Source organism: Streptomyces sp. NPDC092045 (assembly GCF_044756005.1).
GTDB lineage: Bacteria > Actinomycetota > Actinomycetes > Streptomycetales > Streptomycetaceae > Streptomyces.
On the sequence record NZ_JBIVSC010000022.1, the window covers coordinates 65357 to 81205 of the forward strand.

The window sequence follows — 15849 nt, forward strand, 5'->3', positions numbered from 1 at the left end:
GGTGCTCGGGGCGGCGGCAGCGGGGTCGGCGGACTCAGTGGCAGCGGGGTCGGTGGCGGCGGACCCGGTGGCAGCGGGGCCGGTGGCGGCGGACCCGGTGGCAGCGGGGCCGGTGGCGGCGGACCCGGTGGCAGCGGGGTCGGCGGACTCAGTGGCAGCGAGGTCGGTGGCGGCGGGGCCGGCGGACTCAGTGGCAGCGAGGTCGGTGGCGACGGGGCCGGTGGCGGCGGACCCGGTGGCAGCGGGGCCGGTGGCGGCGGACCCGGTGGCAGCGGGGTCGGCGGACTCAGTGGCAGCGGGGCCGGTGGCGGCGGGGTCGGCGGCGGCGGACCCGGTGGCGGCGGGCTCCGTGGGGTGCGGCGTCGTCATGCCCCGATCCCATCGAGGGGGGCGGGGGCCGCGTCAGGCGTCGGGGTACTCAGCCGGGCGGGGCGCGCACTCAGGCGGGCGTGCGCTCGGACGCGTGGCGCGGGCGGGGGTCTCTCACGCCCGCCTCCGGCGGGCCGTAGTCGCCCAGGAGGACGACCCCGGCCGCGGCGCCGCCGAAGGCGCGTATCGCGCGGAGGGCGAGGCCCACGCGGTGGAGGCGGGGGGCGGTGGTCACAAGGGTGAAGGTCGTCGCGGACATGCTTCCATCATGGAATCCGGACATTACGAACACATCGGTCTGAGGGTCGATCCGGGACGCACCCGGGGTCGGTCTCACGTCGGACCCCGTCCCCTACGGGGTGGATGCGCGTGCGCGGTACGGGGTGGGACGCGCGCAATCCATTCGCACCGCGCCCCGCCCAGGGTCTACACTCGCCAGCTTCCCCGCCTCCCTCCGTGGAGAGCCGCCGCCCGGTCGGAAACCGGCGGCCACCTCGACGTGTCCGCGTATCCGCGCATCCGCCCCGGAGGCTCCGCCGTGTCCGTGCCCGTGTCCGTGCCCGATCAGCCGCTGTCCGACGACGATCCGCTCGCGCGCGAACGCGCCCATCTGACCGCCTCCCGCGCCGCCCTGCGCGCGATGCGCGAGGACGTGGAGGCGCTGGACATCAAGGACGTCACCGCGAACTGGGTGAACGCGGCCGTCCTGGAGCGGCAGATCGAGGACCGGATCAAGGCGCTGGCCGACCTGGCCGGGACGCCGCTGTTCTTCGGACGGCTCGACTACCTGCACACCACGCAGGAGGGACAACGGTTCTACATCGGGCGGCGGCACGTCCACGACGCCGACGGCGATCCGATGGTGATCGACTGGCGCGCCCCGGTGTCGCAGCCCTTCTACCGGGCCTCGCGCAAGGACCCGCAGGACGTGGGGCTGCGGCGCCGCTTCGGCTACACGGGCGGCGAGCTCACCGCGTACGAGGACGAGCACCTGTCCGACCCCGAGGAGCTGGAGCGCACCAGCCGGCTGCTCCAGGCGGAGATCGAGCGGCCGCGCGTCGGTCCCATGCGGGACATCGTGGCGACGATCCAGCCCGAGCAGGACGAGATCGTCCGCTCCGACCTGTCGGGGTCGGTGTGCGTGCAGGGAGGGCCCGGGACCGGCAAGACGGCCGTGGGCCTGCACCGTGTCGCGTACCTCCTCTACGCGCACCGGGAGCGGCTCGCCCGCACCGGGACCCTGGTCATCGGGCCGAACCGTTCCTTCCTCCAGTACATCGAGCAGGTGCTGCCCGCGCTCGGCGAGCTGGAGGTGAGGCAGGCGACGGTCGACGACCTCGTGGCGCACGTCGAGGTGCGGGGGACGGACGCGGCGGCGACGGCGGTCGTGAAGGGCGACGCCCGGATGGCCGAGGTGCTGCGGCGGGCGGTCCGCTCGCACGTGAGGCTGCCGCGGGAGCCCCTGATGGTGGTGCGCGGCTCGCGCCGCTGGCGGGTCCCGGCGTACGAGATCGAGGAGATGGTGCGGGAGCTCCTCGACCGCGACATCCGGTACGGGGCGGCCCGCGAGGCGCTTCCGCAGCGGATCGCGCACGCCGTGCTCGTGCGGATGGAGCAGGCGGGCGAGGCGCCGGACGACCGGGTGCAGAACGCGGTCGCGCGCAACGCGGCGGTCAAGGCGGTCGTGAAGGAGTGCTGGCCGCCGGTGGACCCGGCGAAGCTGGTGCTGCGGCTGCTGGGCGACGCGGAGTTCCTGGCGGAGCACGCCGAGGGGGTGCTCACGGAGGACGAGCGGAAGCTGCTGCTGTGGGAGAAGCCGGGCCGGAGCGTGAGGACGGCGAAGTGGTCGGCGGCGGACGCGGTGCTCGTGGACGAGGCGAAGGACCTGGTGGAGCGGACGCACTCGCTCGGGCACGTGGTCCTCGACGAGGCGCAGGACCTGTCCCCGATGCAGTACCGGGCGGTGGGCCGGCGCTGCACGACCGGTTCGGCGACCGTCCTGGGCGACCTGGCGCAGGGGACGACGCCGTGGGCGACGGAGAGCTGGGCGCAGGCGCTCGGGCACCTGGGGAAGCCGGAGGCCGTGGTGGAGGAGCTGACGGCCGGTTTCCGCGTGCCGCGCGAGGTCATCGCGTACGCCTCGCGGCTGCTTCCGCACATGTCGCCGGGGCTCGCGCCGGTGGAGTCGGTCCGGGAGAACCCCGGTTCGCTGGCCGTCCGGCACGCGGCGGCCCCGGAGGACCTGGACGCGGCCGTGGTCGCGGCCTGCGCCGAGGCGCTGGGCCACGAGGGCTCGATCGGGCTGATCGCCGCCGACGCGCGGATCGCGCCGCTCGCGGAGGCGCTGGCGGCGGCGGGCCTGCCGCACCTCTCCCCCGGCGAGGAGACGACGGCCGAGTCCCGGCTGACCCTGGTCCCGGCCTCGCTCGCCAAGGGTCTGGAGTACGACTACGTGGTCCTGGACGAGCCGGCGGCGGTCGTCGACGGCGAACCCGACGAGCGCACGGGCCTGCGCCGGCTGTACGTGGCGCTGACGCGGGCGGTGTCGGGCCTGACGGTCGTCCACTCCGCCCCCGTGCCGGAGCAGTTGGGGGAGGTCTGATCCCGGGCGGTCGGGTGAGGTCCGCCAGGGCCTCGGTGCGGGTCCGGCGGGCGACGGACGCCAGGACCGGGTTCTTCTCCCGGTGGTACGCCTCGGTGACGACGCCCTGGCACAGGGCCCGGCCCCGGGCCCGGGTGGCGTCGTCGACGCGGGAGGCCTCGCGGAAGAGGGGGCGGGGGGCGGCGGTGAGGAGGGACCGGCCGGCGCACGAGGGGGACACGTGTTTCCCGTACGCCGGCGGTCCGTCGGCGTACGGGACCCGCACTCAGGAGAGCGGTGCGTCCACCGCCTCGCGCCAGGTGCGGACCGCGGCGGCCGAGACCGGGGCCGTCCAGCCCTCGGGGCGGGCCGCGCCGCCGATGTGGAAGGCGTCGAGGCCCGCCGCGCGCAGTTCGGGGAGGTGGTCGAGGCGGAGGCCGCCGCCGACGAGGATGCGGGCCTCGTAGCCGGGCTCGCCCGCGCGCGCGGCCTCGGCCTTGAGGGTGGCGAGGCCGTCGTCGACGCCGGTGGCGGAACCGGCCGTGAGGTAGGTGTCGAGGCCCGGCAGGTCCGCGAGGCCCTTGCGGAGTCCGTCGCGGTCGGCGGCGCGGTCGATCGCCCGGTGGAAGGTCCAGCGGCAGCCGTCGAGGGCGGTGATCAGCCGCTCGACGGCGACCAGGTCCGGCGCGCCGTCGGGGGTGAGGAAGCCGAGGACGAACTCGTCCGCGCCCGCCTCCCGGAGGTCGGCGGCGCGCGCCACGAGGGCGTCGGTCCCCTCGGGGCCGCCGGCCGAGAATCCGTCGGCGAGCCGGAGCATCACGCGCAGCGGGATGTCGACGGCGGCGCGGATCGCGGCGAAGCCGGCCCCGGACGGGGTGAGCCCGTCCGCCGCCATGTCGGTGACGAGTTCGAGCCGGTCGGCGCCGCCGGTCTGGGCGGCGACCGCGTCCCGCTCGTCGAGGGCGATCACCTCAAGGACTGCACGGTTGCTCATCGAAGCCCATTCCTCCATGAATGACGGCTATAGGTCTAGTCCAATGACCAGCCTAGCCGTGCTCGTGCCCGCCCGCACCGTGCTCGGCCTCACCATCTGCGGAAACGGGTGCCCCGGAAGCGCCCGCCCGCACCGTGAAGGCCGCCGTCCGCACCTCGCCGCCGTGCCGGAAGTCCAGGAACAGACGGTACGCGCCCGCGCTGGGCGCCGTCGCCGTGAAGGAGACGTCCGGGCCGGGACCGCCCTCGTTCGGGTGGACGTGGAGGTACGCGAGGTCGCCCTCGCGCAGGGCGACGAGGTGCCCGTACGCCCCGAGGTGGGGCTCCAGGTCGGTGACCGGCTTCCCGTCCTCGGAGACGGTGAACCGCAGCTCACCGGGCTTTCCGGGGTCGAGGGTGCCGCTGAGGCGGACCTGGTGGCCGTCGCCCGCGGGCGCGGTCGGCGCGGCGGCGGGCAGCGGCTTCGGCGCGTACTCCCCCGGTACGGAGACGTCGGCGCCGAGCGTGAGGGCCCGGGCCCCGGGCGCGGCGGGCCTGAAGTCGGCGAAGGCCCTGTAGGGGCCGGCGACGGGCAGGTCGGTCTCGGCCGACCAGGTGCCGTCGGGGGCCTTCACCGGATGCAGGTGCCGGAAGACGGTGAGGTCGCGCGAGGCGACGACGAAGTGCATCTCCTTCTCGTGCTCGGTGGCGAAGGCGGTGACCTTCTTCCCCGCCGCGTCCTCGATGGAGAACCTCAGGACGGTCCGGCCGGGAGCGGAGGCGGGGGTCGGGTCCTCCAGGACGAGGGTGTGGCCGCCGTCGGAGACCTGGAGGCCGCCGGGGGCGTCCGTGCCGGGACCGTTCGGGGCGGGGGCGCTCGGGGCGGGCGCCGTCTCCGTCTCGTGGTCCGGGTGCCCGTCGGCCGCCGGGGCCTTCGCGGGGGCGGCGGACGGGCCGACGGCCGCACCGACCCCGTACGCCGTCCCGAAGGTCGCGGCGAGCGCGGCGGCAAAGGCGGTGATCTTCGCACCGGTGTTCATGACTGCTCTCCCGTAGGTCGTGCGCGGGTGGCGCGGGCGACCGCGCCCTGAACCGTTCGACGCATGTCACGATACCCCTAGGGGGTATCAAGTCAAGCCGGGGATCCGCTTGCCACGCATACGGTTGGGGGGTATACATGGAGTCGTGAGCCGATACCCCCCTAGGGTATCGGGAAGAGAATCGACCGAGGAGGAAGCCATGGGCTCCTGCTGCACCCCCGACCACGCCTGCTCGACCGGCGCGAACGGCGTCGCCGTCGCCGACACCCTCACGACCGCCTACGCCGTCTCCGGCATGTCCTGCGGCCACTGCCGGGCCGCGATCACCGACGCCGTCGGCGCGCTGCCGGGCGTCGTCTCCGTGGACGTCGACGTCGCCGGCGGTCTGGTGACCGTGACCACCGGCGGCGCGCCCGACGACGCCGCGATCGCCGCGGCCGTCGACGACGCGGGCTACGAGCTGACCGGCCGCGCCTGACCGGCTCCGGTCCACCGCGTCCGCCCCGGCCGCCGGGGCCCGCCGCACCGCACCCCGTCCGGGCCCCGGCCCCGGACCCGTAACCCCACGAGGAGCAGAGTCCATGGCAACGACGACATCCGGCACGGCTCAGGTCGAGCTCGCCATCGGCGGCATGACCTGCGCCTCGTGCGCGGCCCGCATCGAGAAGAAGCTCAACCGCATGGACGGGGTCGAGGCCACCGTCAACTACGCCACCGAGAAGGCGAAGGTCACCTTCGACGCGGAGGCGGGCGTCGGCGTCGCCGACCTCATCGCCACCGTCGAGGCCACCGGCTACACCGCCGCCGAGCCCGAACCCCCGAGGAGCGGGACCGCCGACGCGGGCCCCTCCGACGAGGAGCGGGCCGACGAGGAGCTGCGGCCCCTCAGACAGCGGCTGGTCACCGCCGTCGTCCTCGCCGTCCCCGTCATCGCCCTGGCCATGGTCCCGGCCCTCCAGTTCACGTACTGGCAGTGGCTGAGCCTCGCGCTCGCCGCGCCGGTCGTCGTCTACGCCGCCTGGCCCTTCCACCGGGCCGCCTGGACCAACGCGAAGCACGGCGCGGCCACCATGGACACCCTGATCTCGGTCGGCACGGGCGCCGCGTTCCTGTGGTCGCTGTGGGCGCTGTTCCTCGGCACCGCCGGGACGCCCGGCATGACGCACCCCTTCGAGTTCACGATCGCCCGCACCGACGGCGCCGGGAACATCTACCTGGAGGCCGCCGCCGGCGTCACCGCCTTCATCCTGGCCGGCCGGTACTTCGAGGCCCGCTCCAAGCGGAAGGCGGGCGCCGCGCTCAAGGCCCTGATGGAGCTGGGCGCCAAGGAGGTCACCGTCCTGAGGTACGACGAGGAGGGCGAGCGCGAAGCGCTCTCGGACAAGGGTGGCGGCGGACGACGGGAGGTCACCGTGCCGACCGGCGAACTCCGGGTCGGGGACCGCTTCCTGGTCCGCCCCGGCGAGAAGATCGCCACCGACGGCACCGTGGTCGAGGGGTCGTCCGCCGTGGACGCCTCCATGCTCACCGGCGAGTCCGTCCCGGTCGAGGTCGGCGTCGGGGACGCCGTCACCGGCGCCACCCTCAACGCCGGCGGCCGGCTCGTGGTCGAGGCCACCCGCGTCGGCTCCGACACCCGGCTCGCCCGGATGGCGAAGCTCGTCGAGGACGCGCAGAACGGCAAGGCCGCCGCCCAGCGCCTCGCGGACCGCATCTCGGCCGTCTTCGTGCCGGTCGTCATCGCGCTCGCCCTCGGCACCCTCGGCTTCTGGCTCGGCACCGGACAGGGCCTCACCGCCGCGTTCACCGCCGCCGTCGCCGTCCTGATCATCGCCTGCCCCTGCGCCCTGGGCCTGGCCACCCCGACCGCCCTCATGGTCGGCACCGGGCGCGGCGCGCAGCTCGGCATCCTCATCAAGGGCCCCGAGGTCCTGGAGACCACCCGCCGGGTCGACACGATCGTCCTGGACAAGACCGGCACCGTCACCACCGGCCGGATGACCCTCCTCGCGGTCCACACCGCCGACGGCGTGGACGAGAAGGACGTCCTGCGGCTCGCGGGCGCCCTGGAGCACTCCTCCGAGCACCCGATCGCCCAGGCCGTCGCCGCCGGCGCGGCCGACCGGGTGGGGACGCTCCCCGTCCCCGAGGACTTCGCGAACGTCCCCGGCCTCGGCGTGCAGGGCGTGGTCGACGGACGCGCGGTCCTCGTCGGCCGCGAGAAGCTCCTGGAGGAGTGGGCGATGGCCCTCCCCTCCGGCCTCAAGTCGGCGAAGGACGCGGCCGAGAGGGCGGGGCGGACCGCCGTCGCGGTCGCCTGGGACGGCGAGGCGCGCGCGGTCCTGGAGGTCGCGGACGCCGTCAAGGACACCAGCGCCGAGGCGGTCCGGCGGCTGCGCGGACTCGGCCTCGTCCCGATCCTGCTCACCGGCGACAACCGGGCGGTCGCGGAGGCCGTCGCCGCCGAGGTCGGCATCGACGAGGTGATCGCGGAGGTGATGCCGCAGGACAAGGTCGACGTCGTCAAGCGCCTCCAGGGCGAGGGCCGTTCGGTCGCCATGGTCGGCGACGGCGTGAACGACGCGGCCGCGCTCGCGCAGGCCGACCTGGGGCTGGCCATGGGCACGGGCACGGACGCCGCCATCGAGGCCGGCGACCTGACCCTCGTACGGGGGGACCTGCGGGCGGCGGCCGACGCGATCCGGCTCTCCCGCCGGACCCTCGGCACCATCCGCTCGAACCTCTTCTGGGCCTTCGCCTACAACGTGGCGGCCCTGCCGCTCGCCGCGGCCGGACTGCTCAACCCGATGATCGCGGGCGCGGCCATGGCCTTCTCCTCGGTCTTCGTGGTGGGCAACAGCCTGCGGCTGCGGGGGTTCAAGGCGATCGACGGCTGAGCGGGCGGGCACGCGCGCGGGGCCGGGGCCCGTCCGACGTCGGACGGGCCCCGGCCCTTGTGAGGGAGCGGGTGCGGCGGGTACGGCAGGTACGGCGGGTGCGGCTCAGCAGGCGCCGAGGTCCTGCCACACCCCCCACTCGCCGGTGCTGCCGGGCTCCTCGCCCGTCGTCCACCACTTGGCCTTCCAGGTGCGGCCCTTGTGGGAGACCTGCTGGCCGCCCGTGTAGACGGTGGCCTTGGCCCACGGGGCGGCCGTGCACGCGGTGGCGCCGCCGGTGACGGTCAGGGAGAGGACGGCCGAGTGCCCGGCCGACGGGCTCGCCCCGTCGACCACGATCCGGTACGTGCCGGAGACCGCGGCCGTCGTGGTGCTCAGGGTGAGGGTGGAGGAGCCGCCGGCGGTGACGGAGGCGGGGCTGAGGGAGGCGGTGACGCCGGCGGGGAGGCCGCTGACCGTGAGGTCCACCGTCCGGGCCGCACCGGCGGTGACGGCGGTCTTCACCGTGGCGGTGACGGAGGACCCGGCGGCGACGGTGGCGGAGGACGGGGTGGTGGTCACCGAGAAGTCGTCGGCCGGGGCGGTCGTCCCGCTGGTGAAGGGGGCGAAGATCCGGGAGAAGTCCCAGGTGTTCTGCTGGATGCCCGAGCAGTTGTCGGCGGCGGCGCCGCCGGGGCAGCCGCCGTTGTCGCGCTGGAGCGCCCAGAAGGAGAGGGTGTTGACGCCCTTGGAGACGGCCCAGTCGTAGACGGTGCGGGCGTTGGCGAGGGTGAAGGTCTCGGCGGGGCCGAAGTCGTCGACGCCGATCATCTCGGTGATGCCGACCATGCCCCAGAGCTGGGCGGGGGTCTTGGCCGGGTGGAGCTTGGCGAGCTGGTCGTAGAGGCCCTGGGCGGCCGTCTTGGTGTCGGCGGCCATGTCGTGGGCGGCGTTGTCGTAGTAGTCGAAGGTCATCAGGTTGACGACGTCGACGCGGGCGCCGTTGGCGACGGCGTTCTTGAGGACGGCGAGCCCGCTGGGGGCGAGGCCGCGGGTGGTCGTCGGCAGGGTGTACGAGATCTCGATCCGGCGCCCGTTGGCGGCGGCCCAGTCCTGGAGGACCTTGATGGCCTTGTTGCGGCGGTCGATGCCGGCGGTGTTGTCGAGGGAGTCGACCTCGATGTCCATGTCGAGGCGGGTGACGTCGTAGGTGGTGATCACCTTCTGGTACACGGCGGCGATCTGGTCGACGTCGGTGCAGCTGTCGGCGATCTCGGTGCCGGTGGTGTCGGCCGTGTAGCCGCCGAAGGAGGGGATGACGTCGCCGCCGCGGGACTGGATGGTCCTGATGTCGGCGCCGAAGGAGGACGCGGCGACGGGCAGGGAGCCGTCGCCGTTCCAGTACGCGGTGCAGGAGCCCTTGGCGGCGGTCTGGAGGAAGGCCATCGTCAGGTGCTTGGCACCGGACTGGGCGCTGAGGGCGGCGGGGCTCTCGCCGGTCCAGGCCTCGAAGTAGGGGGCGAAGACGTGCGCGGGGAGGGGGGTGGCCGCCTGGGCGGGCGCGGTGCCGACGGCGGCGAGGCCGAGGGCGGCGACGGCGGTCACGGCGGCGGTGAGGGCCGAGCGGAGCGAGCGTACGCGTCTCATGACAGTCCCGTGGATGTGGGGGCGGGGTGCGACAACACCGTTGTTGTGCGCGGCTGTTGGCATACGGAGTAGCCCTGCGGCGCCGGACGCGTCAATGGACTGGACCAAACTTGAAGGAGTCTTGGACTAGACCAATTCGGCGCTTCATTGCGTGGTACACGCACGGGGACGGGGGCGGTGCTGGGACGATGCGCGCGGAGGACGGGCGTGGTCCTGAAAGCCAGGGAAGGGCCCCGCGTGGAGGGCTCGACCGGTCGCGGGACCGCCGGGACGCCGCCCGCGCCGCTCCGTACACTCCCCGCGTGGAGGGCTCGACCGGTCGCGGGACCCGCCGGGGCGCCGCCCGCGCCGCTCCGTACGCTCGCCGCGTGGAGGGCTCGACCGGTCGCGAGACCGCCGGGGCGCCGCCCGCGCCGCTCCGTACACTCCCCGCATGACTTCTGTGGCGCTGGCGGTCCACGACGGGACGATGCTGTTCGAGACCGCGGCGGCCTGCGAGGTGTTCGGCGTCGACCGCGGGATCACCGACGGCTGGTACGACTTCAAGGTCTGCGCGGCGCCGGAGACCGCCGCCGCACGGCTCGACGGCTGGCTGCGGATCGACGCCCCGCACGGCCTCGACGCGCTCGCCGGCGCGGACACCGTCATCGTCCCGTCCTGCTCCGACGTCGACGCCGATCCGCCCGCCGGCCTCCTGGAGGCCGTGCGCACGGCGCACGCGCGGGGCGCGCGGATCGTGTCGCTGTGCACGGGCGCGTTCGTCCTGGCGGCAGCGGGCGTCCTGGACGGCCGCCGCGCCACCACCCACTGGGCGCACACCGGCGACCTGGCGGACCGTCACCCCCGGGTGGAGGTCGACCCGGACATCCTCTACGTCGAGGACGGCAACGTCCTGACCTCGGCGGGCAAGGCCGCCGGGATGGACCTGTGCCTGCACCTGGTGAGCGCCGACCACGGGGCCGCCGTCGCCGCCGAACTGGCCCGGCGGCTCCTGGTCCCGGCCCGCCGCGCGGGCGGACAGGCGCAGTACGTCGCCGCCCCGACCTCCGCCGACACCGCCGACGCCTTCGCGGACCTGCTCGCCTGGGCGGGCGCCCGGCTCGACGAGCCCCTGACCGTCCCCGACCTCGCCCGCCGGATGAACATGAGCACCCGGAACCTCACCCGCCGCTTCACCGCCACCACCGGCACCACCCCGCTGCGCTGGCTGCACACCCAGCGCATCCACCGGGCCCAGGAACTCCTGGAGACCACGGACGACAGCGTCGAACTCGTCGCCGTCCGCACGGGGATGGGCACGGCGACGACCCTGCGCCGCCACTTCCACAACGCGCTCGGAGTACCGCCGGACACGTACCGGCGCACCTTCCGGAGCGCGGCGCGGAGCACGGCGACCGCCCCCTGACGCACCGGGACCTGCCCCTACGGGCAGCCCCGACTGCCCTCGGGTACCTGGTCGCGGGACGGGGCCGCCTTGTATCCAGGTACCCAGGTGTCCAGGAACGGCCACGTCCCCGCGCGGAGAGGTCCCATGCGAGCCCACGAGAACGCCCGAGAGCCCGCCGCCGGAACCGGCCGCGCACCGGCACGCACCGACCGGGCCGGCGCCGACCGCGCGAACGCCGACCCGACCGGCGCCGCCCCGGCGCGCGTCCCCGCTCCCGGCACCGCCGCCGGGGACGCGCGCGCCCGGGAACTCCTCGCCCTCCAGCGGGGCGCCGGGAACGCGGCCGTCGTCCAGATGCTCCGGCGGTCCGGCCACCCCTGGGCGCGGGAGGAGCACCGGCACGGGGCGGGCTGCGGCCACCGGGAGGCCGGGGGGCCCGCGGCGGTGCAGCGGTCCGCCGTCCACGACGTACTGCGCGGGTCCGGGCGCCCCCTGGACGAGGCCACGCGCACCGACATGGAGGCCCGGCTCGGCGCGGACTTCTCCGACGTCCGCATCCACGACGACGGCGCCGCGCGGGCGTCGGCGGCCGAGATCGGCGCCCGCGCCTACACGTCCGGCAGCCACGTCGTCATCGGGAACGGCGGCGGCGACGCGCACACCCTCGCCCACGAGCTCACGCATGTCGTCCAGCAGCGCCGGGGCCCCGTCGCGGGCACGGACGACGGCGGCGGCCTGCGGATCAGCGACCCCTCCGACCGGTACGAACGCGAGGCCGAGGCGAACGCGACCCGGGTGATGTCCCGGAAGGTGCCGGACCGGACGGCGCCCGGGGACCGAGACCGGGACTAGGGCCGGGACCAGGGCCGGGGCCTGGAGGAGCACGGCGCCGCCGGCCGCGCCCCGGGACGGCGACCGGCGGCGCCCGCCCGGATCGTGGACCCGTCCCGGGCCCACAGGGGAGGGGGCCCCGCCGCGGTACGACGGGGTGGACCTCGCCGCGGTACGACGGGGTGAAGGGGCCGCCCGACGGGGCCGCCGCCGAGCGCGCCGCGGCGCGCGGGGCGCGGTCGGGCGCCCGGGCCGCGGCGGGCGCCTCGCGGCAGTGACGGGCGCCTCGCGGCAGTGACGGGTCCGCTCGGGGGCGCCCGCGCCGGACGCCGTCCGCTTACGCTGGTCACCGCCGTACGACACCGGCGGCCACGGCCCGGGAGGGGAGCCCCCGGCCACGGAACGACCACGGGGGGACGGTGCCGGTGACGGCGACGGAGGTACGGGAGACCCGGCCGCGGATATCGGAGGTCGACGCCCTCCGGGGCTTCGCGCTCCTGGGCATCCTGCTGGTCAACGCGCCGATGGCGGCGGGCCCGTACGGCCTCCACGGCATCGCCGACCCGGACGCCTCCTCCCTCGACCGGGCCGTGGAGGCGGTCGTCCAGACCTTCGTGACCGGCAAGTTCTTCCTGCTGTTCTCGTTCCTCTTCGGCTACAGCCTCACCCTCCAGCTGGAGTCGGCCGCACGCGACGGCGCCGCGCCCCTGCCCCGGCTGCTGCGCCGCTCCCTGGGCCTGTTCGCCCTCGGGGCCCTGCACGCCGTGCTGCTGTTCTCCGGCGACATCCTCATGACGTACGCCCTGCTCGGCCTGGTCCTGGTCGCCGCGCGCGGCTGCTCGCCGGGGGCCGCCCGGACCGCCGCGCTGATCGTGCACGGGTGCGCGAGCGCCCTGCTGCTGCTCGTGGGGCTCGTCCCGCTGCTCATGTCCGACGCCGAACTGGCCGCCGTGAACGCCGAGGCCACCGCAGGCTTCCCCGCGCTCGTCGCCGGCTACCGCGGCGACGCCGCGTCCGTCGTGGCGGCCAACGCGGGACTGCTGCCCGACGTGCTCCTCGCCCTCCCCCTGATGGGCGGCTTCGTCGTGACGGCCTTCCTGGCGGGCCTGTCCTGCGGCAAGCGGCGCCTGCTCGCGGAGGCGCCCGACGCCGCCACCGCGCGGCTCCGCCACCGCCGGACGCGCCTCGTCTGCCTGCTCGGCGCCGCCGTGGGCCTGCCCGGCGGCGTCTTCGCGGCCCTGACCGCGGCCGGCCCGCTCGGCCCCCGCTGGGAACTGCTCGGCCACGCGGTGGCCGCGGTCACGGCCCCGGCCCTCACCGCCGCGTACGTCTGCGGAGCGCTGCTGTTCCTGCGCACGGCGCGCGGCGCGCGGGTGACCGCCCTCCTCGCCCCCGCCGGACGGATGGCCCTGACGAACTACCTGACCCAGTCCCTGGTCATGGCCCTCGTCTTCACCGGCTACGGCCTCGCCCTCTACGACCGCCTCGGCACGGCCGCCGTCACCCTCGGCGCCCTCGCCCTGTACGCCGCCCAACTCGCCCTCAGCGCACGGCTGATGTCCACCCGCCGGCACGGCCCGGCGGAATGGCTCCTCCGCACGGTCACCCTGGCCCGCCCGCCGCGCGACCGGGCACCCCGGGCGTCCGCCTGAGCGGCACGAAGGACATGCGGGGCGGGCGCGTTCGGGGAGCGCGGTTCCCGGTGCGTCCCTAGGATCGGTCCATGGCCCCTCACCCCCGCTCCCGCACGGGGACCTCGTCCCTCTCCCTCTGGTCCCGGGACTCGTTCCTCTCCATCGGCTCGGTGGGCTCGATGCTCTCCATCGGCTCGGTGGGCTCCTTCCTCTCCGTCGGGTCGGTCGGCTCCGCCCACTCGTTCGCCTCGATCGGCTCCTGGGCGAGCGCCGGATCGGTCGGCTCGGCCCTGTCCGTGGGCTCGGTCGGGTCCTGGCTGAGCGTCGGCTCGGTCTTCTCGGCCCGGTCGGACGGGGCGGTCCTGTCCTGGCGCTCGCGCGGCGGGGTGCTGGCGGCGGGAGCGCTCGTGGCACTGGCCGGAACGGCCGCCCTGGCGGCGGGGGCGCGGCGGGGCCGCTGACCGGCCGGGCCGCTCCCGGCACCGCTCAGACCACCACCCCCACCGCCAGCGCCACGATCAGCGCGCTCGACGCGAGGGCCGTCGCCAGGCGGCCCCGGGGGCCCGTGACGGTACGGCCCAGGAGCGTGCCCGTTCCCGCGAGCAGGAGCTGCCAGCTCGCGGAGGCGGCGAAGGCCGCGAGGACGAAGGCGGTCGCCCCGGCCGGGCCCGTCGCCGGACGGCCGCCGAGGACGAGGGCCGTGAAGTAGAGCACGGTCAGGGGGTTGAGGACCGTGATCCCCAGGAAGGCGAGGAACGCGCGCCGGGGAGCCGGCGGGAACTCCCGTCCCGGGGCCGTGCCGCCGCGGTACGCCCGTACGGCCCGCCCCGCGGAGTGCGCCGCGAGCGCGACGAGGACCAGGGCCGAGCCCAGGCGCAGCGGTGTCGCCACCGGGGCGAGGAGGGGGACGAGGGCCGCGCCGCCGAGGACGGCGAGCAGGGCGTACAGCCCGTCCGCCGTGGCGATGCCGAGTGCCGCGCCCGCTCCCGTACGCCACGGGGAACGGGCCGCGACCGCCACCAGGTGGGCGCCGACGGCGCCGACGGGGATCGCGATGCCGTAGCCGGCCAGGAGGCCGGCCACCACCGGGCCCGCCGTCACGCGACGGCGGGGATCGCGCCTCCGGGAGTGCCGGTCCGCTGCTGTCGGCGGTAGGCGGCGCCGTCCTTCGTACGGGAGAGGAAGCCGCCGGTCACGAGGTACCGGCGCAGGGCCGGGAAGTCCTCGTGCACGCCCTTCAGCGCCTCGTTGACCTCGGACTCGCGGTAGGTCCGGCCGGTCTCGAAGAGGGTCGCGGCGAGGTGCGCGAGCAGCGCCTCGCGGCGGGCGGCCCGGCGCGGGACCGCCTTGAGGCGCCCGTCGGCGGCGAACAGGTCCGCGACGGACGCGGCGGGCACGGCAGGAGGGTGCGGAGGATGACTGGTCATGGACGAGGAGCCTGGCGTCCGGGCCCCGCCCGCCGCAAAGGGTTTTCGACGGGCCCGCGCACCGTCGGCGCGGAAGGGTTCCGGCCGGGTCGTCCCGCGCGACGTCAGCGCAGGACGACGTTCACGGCCCGCTGCACCGTCGGCAGCATCGACGCGATGCCGGCCCGCTCCATGATCGGCCGCGCCCGCTCCACGAAGGCGAGGAACTGGTCCTCGGAGTCCCAGAAGTCGACGACCTTCCAGCCCCCCTCCCCGTCGGGCCCGGCCGCGTGCGCGATGAGCCCGTCCGCCGGGAACCAGTCGGTGCCCCCGAGCTGCCGCATGATCTCCTCGTACTGCTCCTCGGTCCCACCGGGGATCTCGACGGTCACGATGACGGCCATGGTGTCGCTCCTGTACGCACGGGGGGTGTTCCGCCCAGCACAGCAGCCGCCCCCGGGGCCCGCACGGGGGCGGGGCCGAACGGACGAAGGGGCACGCCTCGCTCCCCGCCCGGGGCGGTGGGAGACTTTCCGTAGGGGCCGTGGGGAGACCTCGGCGAGGAGCGCGTATGGCACCGGAACCGGAAGGGGGCGGGGACGCCGCGCCCGGCCCCTCCGACCGGCGCCGGGGGCGCGACGAGTCGCCCGAGGAGCGCGCGGACCGGATGTGGGCCGACCTGCTCCAGGAGCTGCGGGTGGCCCAGACCGGCGTGCAGATCCTCTTCGGCGTCCTGTTCATCGCCGTGTTCCAGCCCACCTTCGCCGACCTGGGCGACACCGACCGTGCCCTCTACGTCACCGCGGTCGTGCTGGGCGCGGCCAGTGCGGGCTCCCTCATCGGCCCGGTGTCCCTCCACCGGATGGTCGCGGGCCGCCGCATCAAGCCGCAGACGGTGGTGATCGCCGCCCGGATGGCCCGGACGGGGCTGCTGCTGCTCGCGGTGACCACCGTCCTGACCCTGCTCATGCTGCTGCGGGTGGCCCTCGACGACGCGCTCGCCGCGTGGCTGGCGGGTGCGGTCGGCGTCTGGCTGTTCGCCCTGTGGTTCGCCCTGCCCCTGTGGGCGAGACGCCACTACACGAGCCGGGAGTAGGCCGGGGCGC

General features: G+C 75.6%; 15 protein-coding genes. 8 read left to right on the forward strand and 7 right to left on the reverse strand.

Annotated features, from left to right (window positions below):
• Nucleotides 1–439: 439 nt before the first annotated feature.
• Complete coding sequence (locus tag ACIQKA_RS30890; protein ID WP_383158661.1) at nt 440–628, reverse strand: hypothetical protein; 189 nt, start codon at nt 626–628, stop codon at nt 440–442.
• Nucleotides 629–907: 279 nt separating this feature from the next.
• Here ACIQKA_RS30890 and ACIQKA_RS30895 point away from each other — a divergent pair, with 279 nt between their 5' ends.
• Nucleotides 908–2971 carry a HelD family protein gene (locus ACIQKA_RS30895; RefSeq protein WP_383445231.1) on the forward strand — a complete coding sequence of 688 codons (2064 nt, stop codon included), beginning with the start codon at nt 908–910 and terminating at the stop codon, nt 2969–2971.
• Nucleotides 2972–3236: 265 nt separating this feature from the next.
• Here the strand turns inward: ACIQKA_RS30895 and ACIQKA_RS30900 are convergent, their stop codons facing one another.
• Together ACIQKA_RS30900 and ACIQKA_RS30905 are read right to left on the reverse strand one after the other, a co-directional pair.
• A complete protein-coding gene (locus tag ACIQKA_RS30900) occupies nt 3237–3944 on the reverse strand; it encodes a copper homeostasis protein CutC (protein ID WP_402543023.1) in 708 nt (235 codons plus the stop codon).
• A 52-nt stretch (nt 3945–3996) separates the two neighbouring features.
• Complete coding sequence (locus tag ACIQKA_RS30905) at nt 3997–4962, reverse strand: hypothetical protein (protein ID WP_402543024.1); 966 nt, start codon at nt 4960–4962, stop codon at nt 3997–3999.
• 199 nt (nt 4963–5161) lie between these two features.
• Here ACIQKA_RS30905 and ACIQKA_RS30910 point away from each other — a divergent pair, with 199 nt between their 5' ends.
• Together ACIQKA_RS30910 and ACIQKA_RS30915 are read left to right on the forward strand one after the other, a co-directional pair.
• Nucleotides 5162–5440: a heavy-metal-associated domain-containing protein gene (locus ACIQKA_RS30910; protein ID WP_383445225.1), complete on the forward strand. Its 279-nt coding sequence runs from the start codon at nt 5162–5164 to the stop codon at nt 5438–5440.
• A gap of 103 nt (nt 5441–5543) precedes the next feature.
• A complete protein-coding gene (locus tag ACIQKA_RS30915) occupies nt 5544–7859 on the forward strand; it encodes a heavy metal translocating P-type ATPase (protein ID WP_383445223.1) in 2316 nt (771 codons plus the stop codon).
• 105 nt (nt 7860–7964) lie between these two features.
• On the opposite strand, the gene ACIQKA_RS30920 is transcribed toward ACIQKA_RS30915, so the two are convergent.
• On the reverse strand, nt 7965–9485 hold the full coding sequence (locus ACIQKA_RS30920) for a glycosyl hydrolase family 18 protein (protein WP_383159636.1): 1521 nt from the start codon (nt 9483–9485) through the stop codon (nt 7965–7967).
• A 433-nt stretch (nt 9486–9918) separates the two neighbouring features.
• Here ACIQKA_RS30920 and ACIQKA_RS30925 point away from each other — a divergent pair, with 433 nt between their 5' ends.
• From ACIQKA_RS30925 to ACIQKA_RS30940, 4 genes are all read left to right on the forward strand, one after another.
• Complete coding sequence (locus tag ACIQKA_RS30925) at nt 9919–10890, forward strand: helix-turn-helix domain-containing protein (RefSeq protein ID WP_402543025.1); 972 nt, start codon at nt 9919–9921, stop codon at nt 10888–10890.
• A 126-nt stretch (nt 10891–11016) separates the two neighbouring features.
• A complete protein-coding gene (locus ACIQKA_RS30930) occupies nt 11017–11724 on the forward strand; it encodes a DUF4157 domain-containing protein (RefSeq protein ID WP_402543026.1) in 708 nt (235 codons plus the stop codon).
• Between the two features lie 404 nt (nt 11725–12128).
• The gene (locus ACIQKA_RS30935; protein ID WP_391094328.1) at nt 12129–13355 is read left to right on the forward strand and encodes a DUF418 domain-containing protein; all 1227 of its coding nucleotides are present in this window, start codon (nt 12129–12131) and stop codon (nt 13353–13355) included.
• Nucleotides 13356–13426: 71 nt separating this feature from the next.
• A complete protein-coding gene (locus ACIQKA_RS30940; protein WP_383159626.1) occupies nt 13427–13798 on the forward strand; it encodes a hypothetical protein in 372 nt (123 codons plus the stop codon).
• Between the two features lie 25 nt (nt 13799–13823).
• On the opposite strand, the gene ACIQKA_RS30945 is transcribed toward ACIQKA_RS30940, so the two are convergent.
• The 3 genes from ACIQKA_RS30945 to ACIQKA_RS30955 form a co-directional block, all read right to left on the reverse strand.
• Nucleotides 13824–14438, reverse strand: coding sequence for a LysE family transporter (locus ACIQKA_RS30945; protein WP_383430254.1), 615 nt, complete (start codon nt 14436–14438; stop codon nt 13824–13826).
• A complete protein-coding gene (locus ACIQKA_RS30950; protein WP_390110602.1) occupies nt 14435–14764 on the reverse strand; it encodes a DUF2087 domain-containing protein in 330 nt (109 codons plus the stop codon). The genes ACIQKA_RS30945 and ACIQKA_RS30950 overlap by 4 nt, the downstream gene beginning before the upstream one ends.
• 104 nt (nt 14765–14868) lie before the next feature.
• A complete protein-coding gene (locus ACIQKA_RS30955) occupies nt 14869–15147 on the reverse strand; it encodes a hypothetical protein (protein WP_383159620.1) in 279 nt (92 codons plus the stop codon).
• 167 nt (nt 15148–15314) lie between these two features.
• Here ACIQKA_RS30955 and ACIQKA_RS30960 point away from each other — a divergent pair, with 167 nt between their 5' ends.
• A complete protein-coding gene (locus ACIQKA_RS30960; protein ID WP_383159617.1) occupies nt 15315–15839 on the forward strand; it encodes a DUF6328 family protein in 525 nt (174 codons plus the stop codon).
• Nucleotides 15840–15849 lie beyond the last annotated feature (10 nt).

Coding starts and splice junctions, on each gene's coding strand:
- ACIQKA_RS30890 (WP_383158661.1), bottom strand. CDS start 628: ATGTCCGCGACGACCTTCACCCTTGTGACCACCGCCCCCCGCCTCCAC.
- ACIQKA_RS30900 (WP_402543023.1), bottom strand. CDS start 3,944: ATGAGCAACCGTGCAGTCCTTGAGGTGATCGCCCTCGACGAGCGGGAC.
- ACIQKA_RS30905 (WP_402543024.1), bottom strand. CDS start 4,962: ATGAACACCGGTGCGAAGATCACCGCCTTTGCCGCCGCGCTCGCCGCG.
- ACIQKA_RS30910 (WP_383445225.1), top strand. CDS start 5,162: ATGGGCTCCTGCTGCACCCCCGACCACGCCTGCTCGACCGGCGCGAAC.
- ACIQKA_RS30915 (WP_383445223.1), top strand. CDS start 5,544: ATGGCAACGACGACATCCGGCACGGCTCAGGTCGAGCTCGCCATCGGC.
- ACIQKA_RS30920 (WP_383159636.1), bottom strand. CDS start 9,485: ATGAGACGCGTACGCTCGCTCCGCTCGGCCCTCACCGCCGCCGTGACC.
- ACIQKA_RS30925 (WP_402543025.1), top strand. CDS start 9,919: ATGACTTCTGTGGCGCTGGCGGTCCACGACGGGACGATGCTGTTCGAG.
- ACIQKA_RS30930 (WP_402543026.1), top strand. CDS start 11,017: ATGCGAGCCCACGAGAACGCCCGAGAGCCCGCCGCCGGAACCGGCCGC.
- ACIQKA_RS30940 (WP_383159626.1), top strand. CDS start 13,427: ATGGCCCCTCACCCCCGCTCCCGCACGGGGACCTCGTCCCTCTCCCTC.
- ACIQKA_RS30950 (WP_390110602.1), bottom strand. CDS start 14,764: ATGACCAGTCATCCTCCGCACCCTCCTGCCGTGCCCGCCGCGTCCGTC.
- ACIQKA_RS30955 (WP_383159620.1), bottom strand. CDS start 15,147: ATGGCCGTCATCGTGACCGTCGAGATCCCCGGTGGGACCGAGGAGCAG.
- ACIQKA_RS30960 (WP_383159617.1), top strand. CDS start 15,315: ATGGCACCGGAACCGGAAGGGGGCGGGGACGCCGCGCCCGGCCCCTCC.